This is a genomic window from Actinophytocola sp., from assembly GCF_049647105.1.
Classification (GTDB): domain Bacteria; phylum Actinomycetota; class Actinomycetes; order Mycobacteriales; family Pseudonocardiaceae; genus Actinophytocola.
Map to the genome: position 1 here is coordinate 1 of NZ_JBARWZ010000139.1, position 21,245 is coordinate 21,245.

Consider the following 21,245-nt stretch of genomic DNA (forward strand, 5'->3'; position numbering starts at 1 on the left):
TGGATCCAGGTTTCTGCCGGCAAGGCGCCGATCCTCTCTCGTACCGGGTTGTACTTGGGTGGATCGGCAACGCCGCCAGAAGGAAGCTGGGCCGCCGAATCAGGTGCCAGATTTCCGGTTCGGGACATTAGCAGCGGGATCTCCGTTGCCGGGCCTGGGAAAGGTCGTCGCGGACTAAGGTGTCATGGGCGAAACGGGACCTGACAGAGGAGCACCAGATGATCGCAACGGACCCATTGCGGCTCGCGTGGCGCAAGAGCAGCCGGAGTTCCGGCCTGTGTGTCGAGGTCGCGTCCATCGAGGGAGTGCTCGCGATGGTCAGGGACTCGAAGGACCCCGCGGGCCCCGTGCTGGCGTTCCCGGCGTCCTCGTGGCTCTCGTTCCTGCCGCGATGAGCACCTGGCTTCTCGGGGACCGGCTCGTCAACCGCGTCGGGTTCGGGGCCATGCGGCTGCCGCAGACCGGCGCCGCGTTGGATCCAGGCAGTCCGCCACGCGACCGGGACCAGGCGATCACCGTGTTACGCAAGGCAGTCGAGCTCGGGGTCAACCACATCGACACCGCGGCGTTCTACTTCTCGTCGCTGCGGTCGGCCAACGAGCTGATCAACTCCGCGTTGTCGCCCTACCCGGACGACCTGGTGATCGCCACCAAGGTCGGGCCGAGCCGGGATCCGTCCGGCGAATGGCGGCCACCGGCACGCCCCGGTGACCTGCGTGGACAGGTCGAGGAGAACCTGCGTCAGCTCGGGCGTGACCACCTCGACCTGGTCTACCTCCGCGCCGAGGGGCCGGGCGACATCACGGACCGGTTCGCCGCACTCGCCGAACTGCGCGAGGCCGGGCTGATCCGGCACCTTGGCATCTCCGCCGTCGGGCCGGACCGCCTCGCGGAGGCGCAGGCGGTCGCGCCAGTGGTGGCCGTGCAGAACTCCTACGGCCTTGGCTACCGCGCACAGCAGGACGAGTTCATCCGTCTGTGCGGCGAGCAAGGCGTGGCGTTCGTGCCGTACTTCTCCATCGCCGGCGCCGCCCGCGAGGCCGGTGGCGGTGGCACGGACGCACAGGTCCGCCTCGCCTGGACGCTCGCACGGGGGCCGCACGTCCTCGTCATCCCGGGCACCGGGGATCCCGGTCACCTGGCGGAGAACGTCGCGGCGGGTGACCTGCGGTTGTCCGACGACGAGCTGGCCAGGCTCGACGCGGTGCACCGCGCGGCGGCCGCATAGGTCAAGCGGCCGCGTCGAACGGCTGGGTGCGGTATCGCCTGGTGTCACAGCGCCGCGAGCCGGTCGAGCACCTCCTGCCGCACGGCGGGCGGTGCCCACGACGCCTCGATCGCGTTGCGTTGCAGCGTGACCATCTCCTCGCGCGTCAGGTCCAGCTCCCGTTGCACGGTGATCAGGTTCTCCAGCACGTACGCGGCGAAGTAGGCGGGGTCGTCGGAGTTCACGGTCACCCGCACGCCATCGTCGAGCAGGCGCCGGAGCTCTGCGGACTTCGTGCCGTCGGTGACGAACCGGTTGGACACCGGGCACATCGTCAGGCCGATGCCCTTGCGCTTCACCTCGGCCACGAGCTCGGGGTCCTCGAGGATGTTGACGCCGTGGTCGACGCGGTCGACGCCGATGTCCACCACCGCCTGCCGGATGTGCTGGATCGAGTTCTGCTGGTCGACGTCGCAGTGCATGGTGAGCAGGTAGCCCTCCCGCCGCGCCCGCGCGAACACGGCGGCGAACTTCGACGGCGGGTTGCCGCGCTCGTCGGAGTCCAGCCCGACGCCGACGATCCAGTCCTTGTACGGCAACGATTCGAGGAGCGTGGCCATCGCGTACTCGGCCTGGAAGTCCCGCAGGAAACACATGATCAGCTGTGAGTGGAGGCCGAGGATGCGACGGGCGTCGAGCTGCGCGCGGCGCAGCCCGCGGATCACCGTGCCGAACGGGACACCACGCGACGTGTGGCCCTGCGGGTCGAAGAAGATCTCCGCGTACACGACGCCCTGGGACGCCGCCTTCTCGAAGTAGGCGTAGGCCAGCTCGTAGAAGTCGGGTTCATCCACGAGCACCGACATGCCCTCGTAGTAGCCGACGAGGAACGACGTGAGGTCGTGGAAGTCGTAGGCGGCTCGCGCCGGCAGCGAGACACCGTTGCGGGCGGCGAGCCGATCCCGCAACCCGGGCTCCAAGGTGCCCTCGATGTGCAGGTGCAGCTCACTTTTCGGCATCCGCCGGATGAAGTCCTCCATGGAGGGAGCCTAAGCGCGCGGAGCGGCTGGAGGATGCACACGATCGTGGGCCGTAGCGGCTCTGAACCGTCAAAACCGCCGGATGCCAACCCCCACCCGTTCCCGGGGGCGTCCCGCCATGCCAGTCTACCGGCGTCCACCGACAGGGGGACGGATGTCGATCTTGACTGTGGATAACCGGTACGGCTGTGGACAGACAACGGGCCCCGCACGGCAACCGTGCGGGGCCCGTTGTGGACGTGACTGACTACTTCGTGCCGATCCTGATCTTCATGGACGTGCCGCTCGTCGAGACGACGCGGATGGTCGTCCCGGTGGCCGGGAGGTTCACGCCCGCGTTGGGCTGCTCGGCGTACCAGTACTTCTTGGTGTCGTCGAACAGCGGGACCGCCGCCTGGCCGCGGATGTAGCTCGGCTTGCCGTTCACGTGCAGTGTGAACGACGAGGCCTTGTTCAGCGAGAACGGCGCGTCGTAACCCGCGACCCGCTCACGCCACGGCAGGCCCTCGAGGTTGTAGATCGGCGCGGGGTGCGCGTCGACCGGCAACACGAGGCCACTGCCCTGGTGCTGGCTGGTGTTGTTGTCCGAGTAGGACGTGTCCCAGTACCAGACGCCGAGACCGGTTTCGTACGGGAAGTGCTCCACCCAGTCCGGGTTGGCCGGGTTGACCAGGTTGTACGGGCCGGTCTTCATGTACTGGTCGTACGACTCGTAGGTGCGGTTCGACGCGATGTAGAAGTTGTCGAACATCACCGTCTCGGTGGCCTGCGCGGTGCGGAAGCCGTCCAGCGTCCAGCCGTTGGCGCCTTCCTCGGCGCCGTCGGTGAACACCGGCTGACCGTCCGCGGTGATCGCGATCTCGTCGGCGAAGAAGCCGTCCTCGGCCACGGCACCGTCGGTCTTGTACCGGAACCGCAGCTGCGCCGTCTGGCCCGCGAGCGAGTCGAGCGGCACGTGCATGTCGACCCACTCGCCCTCGGACGTGCCGGTCAGCGCGGGCTGGTTGTCGGCGTCACGCGAGAACGGCTGGCCGTTCACGGTGCCGTCGAGCGTCTGCCACGTCGCGCCTTCGTCGGTCGACGCCTGCACGTACAGGTAGTCGAAGTCCACCTCGATGGCGTACCTGGCCTGCAGGTCGAGCGCGGCGCTCGTCTTGCCGGTCAGGTCGACCGTGCGCGTCATCGTGGTGTCGATGTCGTCGCCCTTGCTGCTCCACCACTGGTTCTCACCGGCGACGGGCGTGCCGTAGTCGAACTCGACCGGCTTGTCCGGCAGCACCACGACGGCAGCCTGCGGCTTGGCCGAGTTGTACTCGTGCGGCCCGAGGTTGAGCGTCTTCGACTGACCGGCCACGGCGACCTCGTAGTCCAGCCAGCCCAGCTGCAGCTTCGACCACGGGTCCATGTCGTTGACCCGCGAGCCAAGCACCTCACCGGGACCGGAGACGCGCTGCTGCGCCATCAGCGACCACCAGTTCACGTGGTTCTGGCCGCCGCTGCCGGAGAAGTCGTACAGGTCCGGCAGACCGAGGTCGTGGCCGTACTCGTGCGCGAACACACCGATGCCGCCGTTCTCCGGCTGCACCGTGTAGTCGCCGACCCAGATGCCGGTGGTGCCGACCTGGGAGCCGCCCTGGAGGTTGCCGTCCGGGCCGGAGGTGGTGTTGGAGAACGCGAAGCTGCGGTGGCTCCAGACCGCGTCCTCACCCTGGATCGGGTCGCCGTCGGCCTGGTCGCCGCCCGCGTGCACGATCTGGAAGTGGTCGATGTAGCCATCGGCCTCGTCGAAGTTGCCGTCACCGTCGTAGTCGGTGCGGTCCCACACGTCGTACTCGGCGAGCTGGGCCTTGACCTCGGCCTCCGTCTTGCCCGCGGCGATCTGGTCGGTGTACCACTGGTTCACACCGTCGGCGACGAGCTGGTAGGAGTTGCTGCAGACGTTGCCGGTGCACGGGTAGCCGTTGGAGCGGCCGTAGCGGGCCTCGTTGTAGCGGACCTTCACCCAGTCGGTGACGTATCCCTCGACGGAGTACCGGCCGGAGGACTGCTTGTCGTAGTAGTTCGCGACCGAGCCCACGCCAGGGTCGGTCGAGAAGTACAGCTCCTGGAAATGCTCGCGGCCGTAGTCGGCCTGCCAGATCGTCGAGTTGTCCTTCGAGCGGTCCGGCTCGGGGATCTCGTTGTGCAGCGGGCCGTCGAACTTGACCGGGCCGACCGTGTTGGGGTCGGTGTCCTGGTCGGGGTAGTTCGGGTGCCGTTCGTTGCCGAACTCGGCGAGCACGACGAAGATTTTGTCGGTCTTCTCGCGGCCGAGCTCGACGTACTGGTCGACTTTGCCCTTCTTCGACCGGTTCTTGGTCTTCGCCGCGGGCTTCTCGCCCATCTTGACGACGGTGCTGGAGCCGCGTTTCTCGGCTTTCTTCTCACCGCTGAGCACGTCGGAAAGCGCTTCCTGGCGCAGGGCGCGGCGCTTTTCCTCAGCGGGGCTTGGCAGGTCGTCCACCGGCGCGGCGACGGCGTTCGCCTGGTCTCCAGTCGGTGGCGCCGCTTGCGCGGTCGGTCCGAGTGCCGTCAGCCCGGCCGCCACCATGGCGACGCTCGTCAGGCCGACGAGAATTCTTCGTTGCAACGCTTCCTCCATCAGCTCTGCGCCGGCCACCCGATGGACTGACCACGCGCGAAGCGAGATATTACGTACAGCGAATATCTTTCGGACCCGACGAAAGGAGTAATCCAAAAGGAGCAGGCGGTCCAGGTGGTCCAAGGGAACGGCCCTCACGGCCGCCGTGCCGCCGATCGGGTGAAGCCCCGGCCCAGTGCCCCGTCCAGGCGGATCGGCACGCTTCTCGACGGCCCCGCCGCCCGCTGGCCGCGTTGCCGAAAGGCCCAAGTACAACCCGGTACGAGGGCCTTCCGGCGCCTTGCCGGCGAACACCGGGATCCGCCGATAACCACCCCGATCCACCTGGACGGGGCACTAGGCTCAGCGGCGTGACCCAGGTGACCGACGGCCGGAAGCCGCTGCTGCGCCGGTGGGTGACGCGCGGCCTGCTGGCGCTCGGCGGGATCCTCACGTTCCTTGGCGTCGTGCTCGTGGTCGCCGCGTGGACCGAGGACATCTCGATCGACGGCGACCTCGGCGTCGCGAACGCGGAGGTCGTCTCGGACGACTTCTCCCGCACCCTCGTCCGCTTCTACACCTCCGACGGCGCCGAGCACATCCCGCAGGTCGGCGTGCTGTACCCGTCCGGACTGAAGGTCGGCGACGTCGTCGAGGTCGAGTTCAGCAAGGAGAACCCCGAGCTGGTCCGTGTCGCGGGCCGTGGTGCCGTCGTCACGCTCCTGCCGGTCTGCATCACGCTGCTCGTCGTATGGGCGGTGCTGATCCCGGTGGTGTGGTGGCTCCGCCGCCGTTTGTAACACTTCTCCTCAACCAACGCATCCACGTGTAACATCGGGTCGTGAGTGAGGACGACTTCACGCGTCTGGTGGAAGCCGAGCAGCGGGTCGAACCGAGGGACTGGATGCCCGACGGTTACCGGCGCACGCTGATCCGCCAGATCGCCCAGCACGCGCATTCCGAGATCATCGGCATGCAGCCGGAAGCCAACTGGATCAGCCGCGCGCCGTCACTGCGCCGCAAGGCGATCCTCCTGGCGAAGGTGCAGGACGAGGCCGGACACGGCCTGTACCTGTACGCGGCGACCGAGACCCTCGGCGCCGACCGCGAGGACCTCACGACCAAGCTCGTCGAGGGCCGCCAGAAGTACTCGTCGATCTTCAACTACCCGACGCTGAGCTTCGCGGACGTCGGCGTGATCGGCTGGCTGGTCGACGGCGCCGCGATCTGCAACCAGGTGCCGCTGTGCCGCACGTCGTACGGGCCGTACGCGCGCGCCATGATCCGCGTCTGCAAGGAGGAGTCGTTCCACCAGCGGCAGGGCTACGAGCTGCTGATGACGATGATGCGTGGCACCAAGGCGCAGCGGCGCATGGTGCAGGACTCGGTGAACCGCTGGTGGTGGCCGTCGCTGATGATGTTCGGCCCGTCCGACGCTGAGTCGTCGAACACGGCGCAGTCGATGGCGTGGCGGATCAAGCGGCACACCAACGACGAGCTGCGGCAGAAGTTCGTGGACATGTCCGTTCCGCAGGCCGAGTCGCTGGGCGTGACACTGCCCGACCCGTCGCTGAGGTGGAACCCTGACCGCGGCCACCACGACTTCGGCGAGATCGACTGGGACGAGTTCTGGCGCGTCGTGAACGGGAACGGGCCGTCCAGCAGACAGCGGGTCGAGCATCGGCGCAAGGCGCACGAGGACGGCGAGTGGGTGCGGGAGGCCGCGACCGCGTACGCCGCCCGTGCCGCGTCGTCGGAGGAGGTCGCATGACCAGGTCGGCTTGGCCGCTGTACGAGGTGTTCGTGCGGAGCAAGCGCGGGCTGAACCACGTGCACGTCGGCTCACTGCACGCGCCGGACGCCGAGATGGCGTTGCGCAACGCCCGTGACCTGTACACGCGGCGCAACGAGGGCGTGTCGATCTGGGTCGTGCCCGCCGCGTCGATCACCGCGTCGTCGCCGGACGAGAAGGACGCGTTCTTCGCGCCGAGCGGCGACAAGGTGTACCGGCACCCGACGTTCTACGCGATCCCCGAGGACGTGCCGCACCTGTGAACGAAGCTTGCGGAGTGAACCATCCAACACAGGGCGACCGCGAGCGGCGGCACGGAGCCTGCGAGAGGCCGACGTGAGTTTCGACAACGCGTACGACGCCATCACCGACTCGGGCGACGACCAGCACTGGGCGTTCGGCACGGGGTTCGACGACCCGCTGTCCGGGGTGGACAGGGCGGTGCCCGCCGGTGCGTCCGCCGAGGACCTGACGGCCTACTGCCTGATGCTGGCCGACGACGCGTTGATCCTTTCGCAGCGGCTGGCGGAGTGGTGCTCGCGCGCGCCGGAGCTGGAGGAGGACGTCGCGCTGGCGAACATCGCGCTGGACCTGCTTGGTCAGGCGCGGCTGCTGCTGACGCGTGCCGGTGAGGTCGAGGGCGCGGGGCGGGACGAGGACACGCTCGCGTACCTGCGGGACGAGCACGAGTTCCGCAACGTGCGGCTGGTCGAGATCGACTGCGGCCCCGGCCCCGGCGGCGACTTCGCGGCGACGATCGCGCGGCTGCTGGTGTTCTCGACGTGGCGGCTGGCGGTGCTCGGCAGGCTGGTGTCGTCGAAGGACCCGGTGCTGGCGGCGATCGCGGAGAAGGGCGTCAAGGAGCTGGCGTACCACCGGGACCACGCTGCGCAGTGGACGCTGCGGCTGGCGGGCGGGACGGAGTTCTCGCGGGAGCGGATGGTCGCCGGGCTGGCGCTGGTGTGGCCGCTGGTCGACGAGCTGTTCACGACGCACGCGGTGGAGAAGGCGCTGCCAGGCGTCGCGGTGCCGCCGGAGGACGTGCGAGCGGAGGTCGACGAGGTGCTGGACCAGGTCTTCGTTGCCTCGACCCTGGACCGCCCTGACGCGCAGCCGATGTCGTCGGTGGCGGGAAAGACCGGCCGCGACGGCGTCCACACGGAGGCGATGGGCTACCTGCTGGCGGAAATGCAGCACCTGGCCCGCTCCCTGCCAGGAGCAAAATGGTGAATCACCGACCTGAAACCGCCGAAACCGCCGGATGCCAACCCCCACCCGTTCCCGGGGGCGTCCCGCCATGCCAGTCTACCGGTGCCCACCGACGGTGGGGGTGCTGATGGCCGTGCCTGTGGACAACTCACCGACCTGTGGACAAGCCAGGACGATCGCCGAGCAGGTGCTCGATCCCGAGCTGCCCGTGCTCACGCTCGCCGACCTCGGCGTGCTCCGCGACGTGCGTGAGGACGGCGGCCGCGTGACCGTCACCATCACGCCCACCTACTCCGGCTGCCCCGCGCTCGACGAGATGCGTGCCGACCTGCGCCGCGCGCTGCTCGCCGCGGGCTACGAGCGCGTCGAGATCCACACCGCGCTCACCCCCGCCTGGACCACCGACTGGATCAGCGACGACGGCCGCCGCAAGCTCGTCGAGCACGGCATCGCGCCGCCGCAACGGAAGGCCGGGCCGGTCACGCTGAACCTCGTGCCGCCGAAGTCCAGGGTCCGCTGCCCCCGTTGCGAATCCTGGAACACCACCGAGCTGTCCCGCTTCTCGTCCACCGCATGCAAGGCCCTCCGCCGCTGCCGGGACTGCAGCGAGCCGTTCGAGCACGTCAAGGAGATCTGAATGGCCCGCCCTGCCTTCCACGAGCTGCCGGTCGCGCGCGTTGACCGCCTCTGTGCGGACGCGGTCGCCGTCACCTTCGACGTCCCGCCGCACCTCAGGGACGCCTTCGCCTTCCTGCCCGGCCAGTACCTCACCCTCCGCCAGGACGTCGACGGCGCAGAGGAACGCCGCTCCTACTCCATCTGCGCGCCTGCGGGCGCCGCGCCCCGCATCGGTGTCCGCCGCGTCGAGAACGGGCTCTTCTCCGAGCAGCTCGTGGACCGCCTCTCCCAAGGCGACACCCTCGAAGTCCTTCCGCCGCAAGGGAAGTTCACGCCGGACGAGACGGACGGGCATCACGGCTTCATCGTCGCGGGGTCCGGCATCACGCCGGCGCTGTCCATCATGGACACCGTGCTGGCGGCGGGTGGGCAGGTGACCCTGCTCTACGGCAACCGCCGCACCGACACCGTGATGTTCGCCGACGACCTCGCCGACCTCAAAGACCGTTACCCGCAACGGTTCCAGCTCGTGCACGTCCTCTCCCGCGAGCCGCGCGACGTCGAGCTGTTCTCCGGTCGCCTCGACGCGGACCGCCTCCACACGCTGCTCGGCACCGTCGTCCCGACGTCCGATGTGGACCACTGGTGGGTGTGCGGGCCCTTCGGCATGCTGCAGGACGCGGACGTCGCGCTCACCGCGTACGACGTCCCCCGCGACCGGATCCACCGCGAGCTGTTCTACGTCGACGAGCCGCCGCCCGTGCCCAAGCGCGCCGACGAGTCGACGGTGGAAGGCCCGGTCGCCGTGGTGACCGTCGTGCTCGACGGCCGCGAGACCACGCTGAACCTGTCCGCGGAGACCCCGATCCTCGACGCGGCTCAACGAGTGCGGGCCGACCTGCCGTTCGCCTGCAAGGGCGGCGTCTGCGGCACGTGCCGTGCCAGGGTCACCGAGGGCGAGGTCGAGATGCGCCGCAACTACGCCCTCGAGGAACACGAGGTCGCGGAGGGTTTCGTGCTCACCTGCCAGGCGCTGCCGCTGTCCGCCGAGGTCACCGTCGACTACGACGCATAACTCTTGGCACAACGTTCGCCGGGGCGACACGTGCGCGTTCTCCCCACGGCAGCGCGGGTTGCGACAGTCGGACGGTGCGCGTAGCAATCGTCACGGAGAGCTTTCTACCGCAGGTCAACGGCGTGACGAACTCGGTCCTCCGCGTCGTCGAGCACCTGCTGCCGCGGGGTCACGACGCCATGGTCGTGGCGCCGGGGCCGGGCCAGGAACGGTACCGGCACGCGGAGGTCCACCGCGTCCGCGCGGTCGACCTGCCCGCCATCAGCTCGCTGCCGATCGGCGTGCCGTCGCCGAGGGTGCATGCCGCGCTGTCGGAGTTCGAACCCGACATCGTCCACCTCGCGTCGCCGTTCGTGCTCGGTGCCGCAGGCCTGAGATCCGCCCGGCGCCTCGGCGTGCCGACCGTCGCCGTGTACCAGACCGACGTCGCCGGGTTCGCCGCCGCGTACGGCCTCAAGCACGGCGCGCGGGCGGCGTGGCGGTGGATCCGCAAGCTGCACGCCGGCGCCGACCGCACGCTGGCGCCGTCGCACGCTTCGGTGCGTGCGCTGACCGAACACGGCGTGCCGCGTGTGCACCGCTGGGCGCGGGGCGTCGACACCGAACTGTTCGCACCGCACCGCGCCGACCTGCGGCTCAAAGCCAGGCTGGCGCCGAACAACGAGCTGCTCGTCGGCTACGTCGGCAGGCTCGCGCCGGAGAAGCAGGTGCACCGGCTCGCGACGCTGAACGGGCTGCCTGGCGTGCGGGTCGTGGTCGTCGGCGACGGTCCCGAGGAGGAGAACCTGCGGCGGCTGCTGCCGGACGCGGCGTTCCTCGGTTTCCGCACCGGCACGGAGCTCGCGACCGCGTACGCGTCGCTGGACGTGTTCGTCCACACCGGGCCGTACGAGACGTTCTGCCAGGCGGCACAGGAGGCGCTCGCCTCCGGTCTGCCGGTGCTGGCGCCGGACGCGGGCGGCCCGCGTGACCTCGTGGCACACGACCGCACCGGTTACCTGCTGGAGCCCTACGACGACCACCGGTTCGCCGGTGAGTTGTGGTCGTATGTGGAGCTGTTGCGGGAAAGGGGGTTGCGCAGACGGCTCGGCGTGGCGGCCAGGGAGTCGGTGCTGCCGAGGACATGGGCGGCCGTGTGCGACGAGTTGCTGGGGCACTACGAGCAGGTGAGCGCCAGCGTGCTGGCGGCGCAGGGGGTGTCGTAGGGTTCGGGCATGTCACGTGCCGGCCTGGACAAGAACCCCCGCGACGTGGCCGAGATGTTCGACGGAGTGGCCGAGGGCTACGACCGGACCAACTCGGTGATGACGCTCGGGTTCGACCGTCGCTGGCGCTGGCTGACCAGAAGGGTGCTGGACGCGGGTCCCGGCGAGCGAATCCTGGACCTGGCGGCCGGCACCGCGGTGTCGACCACCGAGTACGCGAAGTCCGGCGCGTGGTGCGTCGCGGCGGACTTCTCGCTCGGCATGCTGCGTGGCGGCGCGCACCGCGAGGTGCCCAAGGTCGCGGCCGACGCGTTGCACCTGCCGTTCGCCACCGGCTCGTTCGACGCGGTCACGGTGTCCTTCGGGCTGCGGAACATGGCCGATACGGTCGCCGCGCTGCGCGAGATGTGCCGTGTCGTGCGGCCCGGCGGGCGACTGGTGATCTGCGAGGTGTCGCAGCCGCCGTTCCGGCCGATCCGGTGGCTGCACTACAACGTGGTGCTGCGGCTGCTGCCGAGGATCACGCGCCCGTTCTCGTCGAACAAGGACGCGTACACCTACCTCGCCGAGTCCATGCGTGACTGGCACGACCAGCGCGAGCTGGCCCTGCTGATCGCGGAGGCGGGCTGGGACGAGGTGGAGTGGCTCAACCTGACGTTCGGCGTGGTGGCACTGCACAGGGCGGTAAAATAGTCCGCCTCCCCGAATTTAGACGTGTTGGTCTCACCCATCCATCGGGCAGGCCCTAGTGTTCTCGCTGGTCAGCGCGGGTACTGCGAAGAGGATTGCCATCTGGTGATCTGGCGGATGACCTGGGTCAGGAAGATCGCGGCGACCACCAGCAGCAGTGTGCTGACCGAGCCGTAGAGCGCCGCCGACCTCAGGACCTCGACCGTCACCTCGCCGCTGGTCTCGATGCGCAGCGCGAGCACCACGAGCACGTTCGCGAGGATCGCGTACCACCACGCGCGCACCAGCGGGCTCTGCTCGAGACCGTCGACCCGGTACGTGTCGGCGGGCACGTCCGGCCTGCTGGCCCGCCAGATGTCGTCCACGATCTGGCGCGGGAACCACAGGTTCACGACCGGCACGAACCAGGCGCCGATCGTCCAGCCGCGTGACCAGCGGTGCTCGGCCGGGCAGAGGCGTTCCGCGTTCATCCGTGCCCGCCACAGCCACGTCAGGAACACCGTCGCGGCCGCCGCCAGCGCGAGGAACGTCAGCCACACCGCACCCATCGCCACGTTGTCCGCGCCCACCAGGTCCGCGACGCCGATCCCCGGTTCACCGGCGACGTAGTCGGACGCGACCTGGTAGCGGTGCCAGTCGGTCCACGTCGCGAACAGGTTCGCCGCGCAGCTCGCGAACAGCATCGTGATCGCGACTGTCGCGGTCGGCCGCACGGCGATCAGAGCCGGTGCCCTGGCTGGGGACCTCGGGTCATGGCTCGTCAAATGCGCCCCCCAGGTGTGCGTTGTGACACTCTGAAATCGTTTCCCGACAGGTGACTGTTTCGGTGGGGCGCTGGGATTGTTCCGCTCGGGATAAAATGCACCGAGTTCGTGAACGTTTTCACAAGCACGAGGGAGCCGTCATGGGAACGCCCAGCCGACGCAAGCCGGCCGAGGACGCCGACGTCATCGTGGTCGGTGCCGGTCCGGCCGGCTCGACAGCGGCGACCTACCTCGCCCGCGCGGGCCTCGACGTGCTGCTCCTCGAGAAGAGCACGTTCCCCCGGGAGAAGGTCTGCGGCGACGGCCTCACCCCGCGCGGGGTGAAACAACTCATCGACCTCGGCATCGACACGCGCGAGGAGGCGGGCTGGCTGCACAACAAGGGCCTGCGCGTCGTCGGCGGTGGCGTCACCCTCGAGCTGGACTGGCCCGACCTCGCGACCTTCCCGCCCTACGGCGTGGTCCGCCCGCGCCAGGACTTCGACGAGATGCTGGCCCGCACCGCCCAGAGCGCGGGCGCCCGCCTGCTCGAGCAGACCAACGTGACCGGCGCCGTCACCGACGAGCGCGACGGCCGGGTCGTCGGCGTCACCGCGAAGGCCGGGCCGGAGCGCACGCCCGTCACCTACCGTGCGCCGATCGTCCTCGCCTGCGACGGCGTGTCCGCGCGGCTCGCGCTGTCCGTCGGCATCGAGAAGGTCGAGAACAGGCCGATGGGCGTCGCCGTCCGCCGGTACTACGCGTCGCCGCGCAGCAAGGACGACTTTCTCGAGTCGCACCTGGAACTGTGGGACCGGTCCAACGCGGACGACCCACGGCTGCTGCCCGGTTACGGCTGGATCTTCGGCATGGGCGACGGCACCGTGAACGTCGGTCTCGGGATCCTGTCCACCTCCAAGGCGTTCGGCAAGACCGACTACCGCCAGCTCATGCGCTCGTGGCTCGACGGCACCCCGGAGGAATGGGGTTTCCGCGAGCACAACGCGATCGGCAAGATCGGCGGCGCCGCGCTGCCGATGGGGTTCAACCGCACCCCGCACTACTCGCGCGGCCTGCTGCTCGTCGGCGACGCGGGCGGCATGGTCAACCCGTTCAACGGCGAGGGCATCGGCTACGCCATGGAGTCCGCGAAGATCGCGGCCGAGGTCGTCGTGCAGGCACTCGCGCGGGCGGAGGGCCCGGCGCGGGAGAAGGCGCTGCACGGGTACCCGGTCGCGATGAAGCAGGCGCTCGGCAGCTACTACCGGCTCGGCAACATCTTCTCGCGGCTGATCGGCAACCCGCTCGTGATGCGTACCGCCACCAAGTACGGGCTGCCGCGCCAGACGCTCATGAAGCTCGTGCTGAAGCTGCTCGCCGGCCTGTACGACCCGAAGGACGGCGACGCGTTCGACCGCATGATCACCGCTGCCACCCGGATGGCGCCGAGCGCGTGAGGACCCTCTACCTCGCCCGGCACGGTGAAGCCGCCGAGGCGGCGCTGACCCCTGCCGGGCGGGAACAGGCGCGGCTGCTGGCGAAGCGGGTCGCGTCGCTGCCGCTGGACGGTGTGTTCCACAGCCCGGTGCGGCGAGCCGCGGAGACGGCCGCGCTGGTGTCGGCCGAGCTGCCGGACGTGCCGGTCACGGTGTCGCCGCTGGTCGGGGACTACCTGCCGTACGCGCCGACCGCGGGTGAGCTGGCGCCGGAGTTCGCGCCGGTCGCGCTCACGCACGTGGCGGCCTACACCACGCTGCAGCACGAGACCGGTCCCGTACTCGCGGAACGCGCGCTGGCGGAGCTCACCGCACCGGTGCCGAGGGCGGACCTGCTGATCACACACAGCCAGATCGTGACCTGGTTCGTGCGGGCCGCGCTTGGCGCGCCCGCCGCGCGGTGGGTCGGCATCAACGCGGCGAACGCGGCGCTGACGGTGATCCAGTACCGGCAGGGCTGGCCGCCGAACCTGGTGGCGTTCAACGACCAGTCACATCTGCCGGACTCGTTGCGGTGGACCGGTTTCCCGGCGGAGCGCAGCGAGCTGTGGTGACCGGGCGCCGTGGCCGCCCGTCGCCTGCGGCATCGGGCTCGTCGTGATGACGGCCGGAGCCAGCGGCGTGACTTACTCGAAGATGCGCCTGCTCGTGCATGCGTGCACTCTGATGTTGCCCGTCGCGGCCGGGCTGGCGCGGCGGCGGACCAGCACAGTGCTTGCTGTCCTGGCCGCCACCGCGCTGCTTTCCGGGTGGTTCGGCGGCTACGCGCTCACCGCCTGGCCCTACGCGATCTAGTTGAGGCGCTCCAGCACCATCGCCATGCCCTGGCCGCCGCCGACGCACATGGTCTCGAGCCCGAACTGCTTGTCGTGGTACTGCAGGGAGTTGATCAGCGTGGTGGCGATGCGGGCGCCGGTCATGCCGAACGGGTGCCCCACCGCGATGGCGCCGCCGTTGACGTTCAGCTTGTCCAGGTCGATGCCGAGGTCCTGGTAGGACGGGATGACCTGCGCCGCGAACGCCTCGTTGATCTCCACGAGGTCGATGTCGTCGATGGTCAGGCCCGCCTTGGCGAGCGCGCGCGTCGACGCCTCGACCGGCCCGAGGCCCATGATCTCCGGCGACAGCCCGGAAACACCCGTCGACACGATGCGTGCCAGCGGCGTGAGGCCCAGCTCCGCCGCCTTGGTGTCGGACATGATCACCAGTGCCGCCGCGCCGTCGTTGAGCGGGCAGCAGTTGCCCGCCGTCACGCGGCCGTCCGGGCGGAAGACCGGCTTCAGCGTCGCGGTCTTCTCGTAGGTGATACCCGGCCGGGGGCCGTCGTCGGTGTCGACGACGCGGCCGTCCGGCAACGTCACCGGCGTGATCTCCCGCGCCCAGAAACCGTCCTTGATGGCCTGCTCGGCGAGGTTCTGCGACCGGACGCCGAACTCGTCCATCTCCTGGCGGGTCACGCCCTTCGAGAGCGCCAGGTTCTCCGCGGTCTGGCCCATCGCGATGTAGACGTCCGGGACGTCACCGCCGCGCCGAGGGTCGTGCCACTCGTCGGCACCCTTCTCGGCGACGGTCGCGGTGCGCGCGGTCGCATCGCCGAACACCGGGTTGTGCGTGTCCGGCCAGCTGTCCGAGCTGCCCTTCGCGAACCGCGACACGGTCTCCACACCGGCGCTGATGAACACGTCACCCTCGCCCGCCTTGATCGCGTGGAACGCCATCCGCGTGCTCTGCAGGCTCGACGCGCAGTATCGCGTCACCGTGCAGCCGGGCAGCTGGTCGTAGCCGAGCAGCACCGCGACCACGCGGCCCATGTTGAAACCCTGTTCGCCACCCGGCAGGCCACAGCCGAGCATCAGGTCGTCGATGTCCGCCGGGTCGAGGGCCGGGACCTTGTCCAGCGCCGCGCGGACCATCTGCGCGGCCAGGTCGTCCGGCCGGATGTCGATCAGGGAACCTTTCCCGGCCCGCCCGATCGGCGAACGGACCGCGGAAACGATGACGGCCTCTGGCATGCCAACTCCTTCGTCAGGTACCTGACTCAGGAGGCTACGCGGCCTGCCCCGGTGGCACCTTGTGCTTGCCGCACAGCATCACACAACGGGGCGAGCAGGACGTTCGCCGCGAGCTCGTAGCCAGCGCCGTTGGGATGGAAGCGGTCCCCGCTGAACAGGTCGTGCGGGCGGGCGAGGAACTCCGGTGACAGCAGTGCGGCGATCGACACCGCACGTGCGCCGATCCGGTCCAGCTCGCGGCGCTGCGCACGGGCCAGTGACAGTCCGTAGCGGCTCGCGATCGTCCGTAGCGGCTGCGGGATCGGCCGGATGATGCTCAGGTCGGGGCAGGTGCCGACGACCACCGTCGTGCCCGCCGCCATCAGCCGCGCCACCTGCCCGGCCAGCAGCTCGGCGGACGTGCCGATGCTGGTCCGCGTGGTCACGTCGTTGCCGCCGATGATGATCAGCGCCAGGTCCGGCGGATCGATCAGCGCGCGGTCCACCTGCGGCTCCAGCTCCACCGTGCGTGAGCCGCTGATCGCGTGCGTCACCAGCCGCACCGGCCGGTCCAGCTCGTCGGCCATCGTCCTGGCGAGACGGACGCCGGGCAGCCGGTCCGGCGACTCCGCACCGAGGCCGGCGGCCAGGGAGTCACCCAGCACGGCGAATGACAGAGCGTCACCGCTTGCCGGAGCGAGTGGTCCGGTGCCGTCCGAGAGGTACCGGCCGTCCGCGTTCAGCGGCAGGTTCACCAGCATGCCGATGATCGTCCGCGCACGCCTGGACTGGCCCGTGAGCAGGCCGTATGCCGCGCCTGACAGTCCGCCGATCGACCCGGCGGCGAAGATCAGCGTCTTGAGTGCTCGCGCTAAAGCCATCGCCGTCCTCCCAACTACCAGTGTCGCAGCCCGTAACCACTTCTGCGTGGTATATCGCTCGGTCCTTCTCGAGTGTGTGCCCGGTCACTCGGGTGTAACTGGAAGGAGACTTGATTCCCCTAGGTGAACGGATGCACCCGTGGTAATGCGAGCTAGGCTCGCTGCCGGGCAACAAGTTCTCACGAGGAGCGCAGGTGGAGTACGTCGAGCACGTGACCGATCTGGTGGGCAACACGCCCCTGGTCAAGCTGGGTTCGCTGGCGGAGGGGGTGTCGGCGACAGTGCTCGCGAAAATCGAGTACTTCAACCCCGGAGGCAGCGTCAAGGACCGCATCGCGGTGCGGATGATCGAGGCCGCCGAGAAGTCCGGCGAGCTGAAGCCCGGCGGCACGATCGTCGAGCCGACCTCCGGCAACACCGGTGTCGGTCTCGCCATGGTTGCGCAGCGCAAGGGCTACAAGTGTGTGTTCGTGTGCCCGGACAAGGTGTCCGAGGACAAGCGGAACACGCTCAAGGCCTACGGCGCGGAGGTCGTGGTGTGCCCGACCGCTGTCGCGCCGGAGCACCCCAACTCCTACTACAACGTGTCCGACCGGCTCGTGAATGAGATCGAGGGCGCCTGGAAGCCCGACCAGTACTCCAACCCGGAGAACCCGCAGAGCCACTACCTGCAGACCGGTCCCGAGCTCTGGCGGCAGACCGAGGGCAGGATCACGCACTTCGTCGCCGGTGTCGGCACCGGCGGCACGATCTCCGGCACCGGCCGCTACCTCAAGGAGATCTCGGAGGGCCGCGTCAAGGTCATCGGCGCGGACCCTGAGGGCTCGGTGTACTCCGGCGGCACCGGCCGCCCGTACCTGGTCGAGGGTGTCGGTGAGGACTTCTGGCCCACCACCTACGACCGCGACATCGCCGACGAGATCATCGCGATCTCCGACAGCGAGTCGTTCGAGGTCACCCGCCGCCTCGCCCGCGAGGAGGGCCTGCTGGTCGGCGGCTCGTGTGGCATGGCGGCCGCCGCCGCGGTCAAGCTCGCCAAGCGGCTCGGCCCCGATGACGTGGTGGTCGTGCTGCTGCCCGACGGCGGCCGGGGCTACCTGTCGAAGGTCTTCAACGACGATTGGATGGCCTCCTATGGCTTCCTGCCGCCGGAGCACTCCGGCGCGACCGTCGGCGACGTGCTGCGGCGCAAGGGAACCGGCGGCGTCATGCCGGACCTCGTGCACGTTCACCCGACCGAGACCGTGGCGGACGCGGTGACGATCCTGCGCGAGTTCGGTGTGTCCCAGATGCCGGTCGTGAACGCCGAGCCACCGGTGATGGCGGCCGAGGTCGTCGGCGCCGTCAACGAGCGCGACCTCCTCGACGCGCTGTTCACCGGCAAGGCGGCGCTCGCGGACCGGCTCGACCTGCACATGTCGCCGCCGCTGCCTACCATTGGTGCAGGTGAGCAGGTCAGCTCGGCCATGGGTGCGTTGTCGGCGGCCGACGGCGCGCTGGTGCTCGTGGACGGCAAACCGGCCGGGGTGGTGACCAGGCAGGACCTGCTGGGCTTCCTGGCGGGCCGCTAGCGCGGCTTCCGGGGCGTTACAGGCAAAGCCTCGGACCATGCACTAGCGTTGGCGCGCACGCAAGTCGACATCCGGTTGATGTGAAGTTGAAGTGAAGAGGGGTTGTACCCGATGAGCGCTCCGCAGCCGCCGAACCAACCGTGGCAGGGCGGCCAGCCACCGCAGCAGGGGGAGGGTGGGGAGTCACAGGACTCCGGCCAGAACCCGGCCCTGACAAACGCGGGCCCGACGCAGGCGATTCAGCCTGGTCAGCCGTTGCCGCCTCCCGGCGGCCAGACCGGCGCTGACGGTGTGGAGCGCACGCAGCACATCCAGCCCGGCCAGCCGCTGCCCGGCGACCAGGGTGACTCGGGTGCGACGCAGGTCGTGTCCCCCAACACCTTCGGGCAGCAGGCGCAGCCTGGTCAGATGCCGGACGCGACGCAGATGGTGCCGCCGGGGTCCCTTCCTCCCCAGCAGCCGCCGTACGCCCCGCCGCCCGGTGCGGACGCCTCGCCGCCCGGGGGGTTCCCCGGCCAGCAGCCTCCGCCCGGGTACGGCCAGCAGCAGGGCTTCCCCGGCCAGCAGCCGCCGCCGGGTTATGGGCAGCAGCCGCAGGGATTCGGTCAGCAGCAAGGGTTCCCAGGTCAGCAGCCGCCGCCCGGCTACCCGCCGCAGGGCGGGTTCGCGCAGCAGCAGGGGCTGGGCCACGGCCCGTCGTTCGGCGGCCAGGGCCAGAACACGCAGCTGATCTCCTGGGGGATCGCGGGCATCGCCGCGGTCTTCGGCCTGATCGTCGCGATCCTCGCCCTCACCGACTTCGGTGACCTCGGCGACTACGGCGACCTGTACGACACCATCCCCGAGGAGGCGGCGGACGAGTTCGGCCTGCCTTCGCCGGGCATGTTGTGGCTCACCTCGATCGCGATGCTGCTCGGTGCCCTCGGCGCGATCGGCGGGGGCGTCCTGGTGTACCTGAAGCACAAGCTGGCGCCGCTCGTCCTCGCGGTGAGCGGTGGCGTGATGGTGGTCTTCGCGATCTTCCAGATGGTCCTCTTCGGCGGCATCGACGGCGCTGCCGCGGTCGAGATGCCGGGCGGGACGGTCTTCGCCCTCATCGCGGGCATCGTGGTCGGCGCTGCCGGTGCGCTGGGTTTCTTCCCGCAGACCAAGCATTTCCTCGGTTCCGGGTCGGCGCTGGGTGGCCCCGGTGGCGGCGGGGGCTTCGGTCCGCCGCCCGGTGGCGGCTTCGGCCAGCCGCCGCAGCAGGGTTTCGGCCAGCCCCAGCAGGGCTTTGGCCAGCCGCCGCAGCAGGGCTTCGGGCAGCAGCCGCCGCCGCAGCAGGGTGGTTACGGCCAGCCTCCGCAGGGTGGTCAGCCCCCGCAGTGGTGACGTGAAGCGAACGAACGCCGGTCGGCCCTCGGGCCGACCGGCGTTTTCGTTCGTGGTGCCCCATCACTCGACCGGCTGGGCGGTCCTCGCCGAACAACTACAACGCGTATCAGCAGCGCTGGCGCGTATTCCCCCAACAGTGTTCCAGTCCCAGATGCTGGGCGGGTGACCATGGCGTCGTAGTCTTGCGGCATGGCAGAGGACACGAGTCGATGGGGATTCGATACGCGCGCTATCCACGCTGGTCAGCGGCCTGATCCGCGGACCGGTTCGGTCATCGTCCCGATCTACGCGACGTCCACCTTCGCCCAGGACGGCGTCGGCGGGCTGCGCGAGGGTGGCTACGAGTACTCGCGTACCGCGAACCCCACCCGCACCGCTCTCGAGGAGGCACTGGCCTCGCTCGAGGGTGGCAGACACGGGCTCGCGTTCGGCTCCGGCATGGCCGCCGCGGACATCGCTCTGCGCGCCATCACCCGGCCGGGCGACCACGTGATCCTCGGCGGCGACGCGTACGGCGGCACGTTCCGCCTCCTCGACAAGGTCATGGCGCTCTGGGGCGTCGAGTACACGACCGTGGACCTCGCGGACGTCGAGGCCGCGCGCAACGCGGTCCGCCCCAACACCAAGGTCATCTGGACCGAGACGCCCACCAACCCGCTGCTGGGCATCGCCGACATCGCCGCGCTGGCGCAGGTCGCGGCAGGCGCGGGTGCGCGGCTGGTCGTGGACAACACGTTCGCCACCCCGTACCTGCAGTCGCCGCTCGGCCTCGGCGCCGACGTCGTGCTGCACTCCACCACCAAGTACCTCGGCGGGCACTCCGACGTCGTCGGCGGTGCGCTCATCACCTCCGATGACACCCTGCAGGAGCAGTTCGCCTTCCTGCGCAACACGGTCGGCGCGGTGCCGGGCCCGTTCGACGCGTTCCTCACGATGCGTGGCGCGAAGACCCTTGGCCTGCGGATGGAGCGGCACAGCGACAACGCGGAGCGGGTCGTCGAGGCGCTGCTCGGGCACCGGAAGGTCACGAAGGTCTACTACCCGGGCCTCGCCGACCACCCCGGCCACGAGATCGCCGCGAAGCAGATGCGCCGGTTCGGCGGCATGGTGTCGTTCGAGGTCACCGGCGGGGAGGAGGCGGCGCTGGCGGTCGCGGCCCGCACGAAGCTGTTCATCCTCGGCGAGTCGCTCGGCGGTGTGGAGTCGCTGATCGAGCACCCCGGCAAGATGACGCACGCCAGCACGGTCGGCTCGCCGCTGCAGGTGCCGAACGACCTGCTGCGCCTCTCCGTCGGCATCGAAGAGGCCACTGACCTGGTCCAGGACCTGCTGCAAGCCCTCGACTGACGGGTCGATCCGCACATCGGCCGACACTCTGTTCGATCGCCGGGTATTCTCGATTGCAACAAGATGGCTGGGATCGCGGACGCAGGAGACGAGCATGGCGGTCGGGGCACGGGTCGCGGGTGCGCTTCCGTTGGCGGGGGCGACGCTGGCCGCTGTCGCGCTGGCCGGGGTCGCGGTGTTCACCGTGCAACAGGCGGGCTGCCAGGACCCGGGCCACTACATCCAGCACGACGACGGACAGGTGGAGCTGGTCGGCAGCTGCGTCGACCCTGAGCAGCTCCCGCCCGCCCCGGACACGGCCGACGACCGCGAGGTCCCCCCGGAGCTGAACAACCTCGGCCGGGTCGAGCAGGCCCCTTAGAACGCACAGTGGCGGTGGCCTGAAC

The 21,245-nt window shown here is 69.7% G+C and carries 22 protein-coding genes; 17 read left to right on the forward strand and 5 right to left on the reverse strand.

Going from position 1 to position 21,245, the window contains the following annotated elements; translation table 11 throughout:
- Positions 1-218: 218 nt before the first annotated feature.
- Both WBA97_RS16545 and WBA97_RS16550 read left to right on the forward strand, forming a co-directional pair.
- Positions 219-395 (forward strand): DUF397 domain-containing protein, encoded by a 177-nt coding sequence (locus tag WBA97_RS16545; RefSeq protein ID WP_424231712.1) that lies wholly within the window; start codon positions 219-221, stop codon positions 393-395.
- Complete coding sequence (locus tag WBA97_RS16550) at positions 392-1,228, forward strand: aldo/keto reductase (RefSeq protein ID WP_424231713.1); 837 nt, start codon at positions 392-394, stop codon at positions 1,226-1,228. The genes WBA97_RS16545 and WBA97_RS16550 overlap by 4 nt, the downstream gene beginning before the upstream one ends.
- Before the next feature lie 44 nt (positions 1,229-1,272).
- Here the strand turns inward: WBA97_RS16550 and add are convergent, their stop codons facing one another.
- Both add and WBA97_RS16560 read right to left on the reverse strand, forming a co-directional pair.
- The gene (gene add / locus WBA97_RS16555; RefSeq protein ID WP_424231714.1) at positions 1,273-2,247 is read right to left on the reverse strand and encodes an adenosine deaminase; all 975 of its coding nucleotides are present in this window, start codon (positions 2,245-2,247) and stop codon (positions 1,273-1,275) included.
- A gap of 247 nt (positions 2,248-2,494) precedes the next feature.
- Positions 2,495-4,876 (reverse strand): immune inhibitor A domain-containing protein, encoded by a 2,382-nt coding sequence (locus WBA97_RS16560; RefSeq protein ID WP_424231715.1) that lies wholly within the window; start codon positions 4,874-4,876, stop codon positions 2,495-2,497.
- A gap of 362 nt (positions 4,877-5,238) precedes the next feature.
- Here WBA97_RS16560 and WBA97_RS16565 point away from each other — a divergent pair, with 362 nt between their 5' ends.
- From WBA97_RS16565 to WBA97_RS16600, 8 genes are all read left to right on the forward strand, one after another.
- Positions 5,239-5,667 carry a hypothetical protein gene (locus tag WBA97_RS16565; protein ID WP_424231716.1) on the forward strand — a complete coding sequence of 143 codons (429 nt, stop codon included), beginning with the start codon at positions 5,239-5,241 and terminating at the stop codon, positions 5,665-5,667.
- A gap of 41 nt (positions 5,668-5,708) precedes the next feature.
- Positions 5,709-6,638: a 1,2-phenylacetyl-CoA epoxidase subunit PaaA gene (gene paaA, locus WBA97_RS16570; protein ID WP_424231717.1), complete on the forward strand. Its 930-nt coding sequence runs from the start codon at positions 5,709-5,711 to the stop codon at positions 6,636-6,638.
- Positions 6,635-6,922, forward strand: a complete 288-nt coding sequence (gene paaB / locus WBA97_RS16575) for a 1,2-phenylacetyl-CoA epoxidase subunit PaaB (protein ID WP_424231718.1) — start codon at positions 6,635-6,637, stop codon at positions 6,920-6,922. Before paaA ends, paaB begins: the two co-directional genes overlap by 4 nt.
- Before the next feature lie 73 nt (positions 6,923-6,995).
- Positions 6,996-7,889, forward strand: coding sequence for a 1,2-phenylacetyl-CoA epoxidase subunit PaaC (gene paaC / locus WBA97_RS16580; RefSeq protein ID WP_424231719.1), 894 nt, complete (start codon positions 6,996-6,998; stop codon positions 7,887-7,889).
- A 106-nt stretch (positions 7,890-7,995) separates the two neighbouring features.
- Positions 7,996-8,505: a 1,2-phenylacetyl-CoA epoxidase subunit PaaD gene (gene paaD, locus WBA97_RS16585; RefSeq protein ID WP_424231733.1), complete on the forward strand. Its 510-nt coding sequence runs from the start codon at positions 7,996-7,998 to the stop codon at positions 8,503-8,505.
- On the forward strand, positions 8,506-9,561 hold the full coding sequence (gene paaE / locus WBA97_RS16590) for a 1,2-phenylacetyl-CoA epoxidase subunit PaaE (RefSeq protein WP_424231720.1): 1,056 nt from the start codon (positions 8,506-8,508) through the stop codon (positions 9,559-9,561).
- A gap of 74 nt (positions 9,562-9,635) precedes the next feature.
- A complete protein-coding gene (locus tag WBA97_RS16595) occupies positions 9,636-10,766 on the forward strand; it encodes a glycosyltransferase family 4 protein (RefSeq protein ID WP_424231721.1) in 1,131 nt (376 codons plus the stop codon).
- Positions 10,767-10,775: 9 nt separating this feature from the next.
- Positions 10,776-11,459 (forward strand): demethylmenaquinone methyltransferase, encoded by a 684-nt coding sequence (locus WBA97_RS16600; protein WP_424231722.1) that lies wholly within the window; start codon positions 10,776-10,778, stop codon positions 11,457-11,459.
- Between the two features lie 68 nt (positions 11,460-11,527).
- Here WBA97_RS16600 and WBA97_RS16605 read toward each other — a convergent pair whose 3' ends face one another.
- Positions 11,528-12,220 carry a DUF4328 domain-containing protein gene (locus tag WBA97_RS16605; protein ID WP_424231723.1) on the reverse strand — a complete coding sequence of 231 codons (693 nt, stop codon included), beginning with the start codon at positions 12,218-12,220 and terminating at the stop codon, positions 11,528-11,530.
- A gap of 140 nt (positions 12,221-12,360) precedes the next feature.
- On the opposite strand from WBA97_RS16605, the gene WBA97_RS16610 reads away from it, so the two are divergent.
- The 3 genes from WBA97_RS16610 to WBA97_RS16620 all read left to right on the forward strand — a co-directional run bounded on the left by WBA97_RS16610 (position 12,361) and on the right by WBA97_RS16620 (position 14,490).
- Complete coding sequence (locus WBA97_RS16610; protein ID WP_424231724.1) at positions 12,361-13,656, forward strand: geranylgeranyl reductase family protein; 1,296 nt, start codon at positions 12,361-12,363, stop codon at positions 13,654-13,656.
- Positions 13,653-14,249, forward strand: coding sequence for a histidine phosphatase family protein (locus WBA97_RS16615; protein ID WP_424231725.1), 597 nt, complete (start codon positions 13,653-13,655; stop codon positions 14,247-14,249). Before WBA97_RS16610 ends, WBA97_RS16615 begins: the two co-directional genes overlap by 4 nt.
- A 67-nt stretch (positions 14,250-14,316) precedes the next feature.
- Positions 14,317-14,490, forward strand: coding sequence for a hypothetical protein (locus tag WBA97_RS16620; RefSeq protein WP_424231726.1), 174 nt, complete (start codon positions 14,317-14,319; stop codon positions 14,488-14,490).
- Here WBA97_RS16620 and WBA97_RS16625 read toward each other — a convergent pair.
- Positions 14,487-15,707 carry an acetyl-CoA C-acetyltransferase gene (locus WBA97_RS16625; RefSeq protein ID WP_424231727.1) on the reverse strand — a complete coding sequence of 407 codons (1,221 nt, stop codon included), beginning with the start codon at positions 15,705-15,707 and terminating at the stop codon, positions 14,487-14,489. The genes WBA97_RS16620 and WBA97_RS16625 overlap by 4 nt on opposite strands.
- 26 nt (positions 15,708-15,733) lie before the next feature.
- Positions 15,734-16,567, reverse strand: a complete 834-nt coding sequence (locus tag WBA97_RS16630) for an SGNH/GDSL hydrolase family protein (protein ID WP_424231728.1) — start codon at positions 16,565-16,567, stop codon at positions 15,734-15,736.
- Between the two features lie 194 nt (positions 16,568-16,761).
- On the opposite strand from WBA97_RS16630, the gene WBA97_RS16635 reads away from it, so the two are divergent.
- The 4 genes from WBA97_RS16635 to WBA97_RS16650 all read left to right on the forward strand — a co-directional run bounded on the left by WBA97_RS16635 (position 16,762) and on the right by WBA97_RS16650 (position 21,220).
- Complete coding sequence (locus WBA97_RS16635; protein WP_424231729.1) at positions 16,762-18,138, forward strand: cystathionine beta-synthase; 1,377 nt, start codon at positions 16,762-16,764, stop codon at positions 18,136-18,138.
- A gap of 111 nt (positions 18,139-18,249) precedes the next feature.
- Positions 18,250-19,509: a hypothetical protein gene (locus WBA97_RS16640; protein WP_424231730.1), complete on the forward strand. Its 1,260-nt coding sequence runs from the start codon at positions 18,250-18,252 to the stop codon at positions 19,507-19,509.
- Positions 19,510-19,701: 192 nt separating this feature from the next.
- A complete protein-coding gene (locus tag WBA97_RS16645) occupies positions 19,702-20,859 on the forward strand; it encodes a cystathionine gamma-synthase (RefSeq protein ID WP_424231731.1) in 1,158 nt (385 codons plus the stop codon).
- 94 nt (positions 20,860-20,953) lie between these two features.
- Positions 20,954-21,220 carry a hypothetical protein gene (locus WBA97_RS16650; protein ID WP_424231732.1) on the forward strand — a complete coding sequence of 89 codons (267 nt, stop codon included), beginning with the start codon at positions 20,954-20,956 and terminating at the stop codon, positions 21,218-21,220.
- Positions 21,221-21,245: the final 25 nt, after the last annotated feature.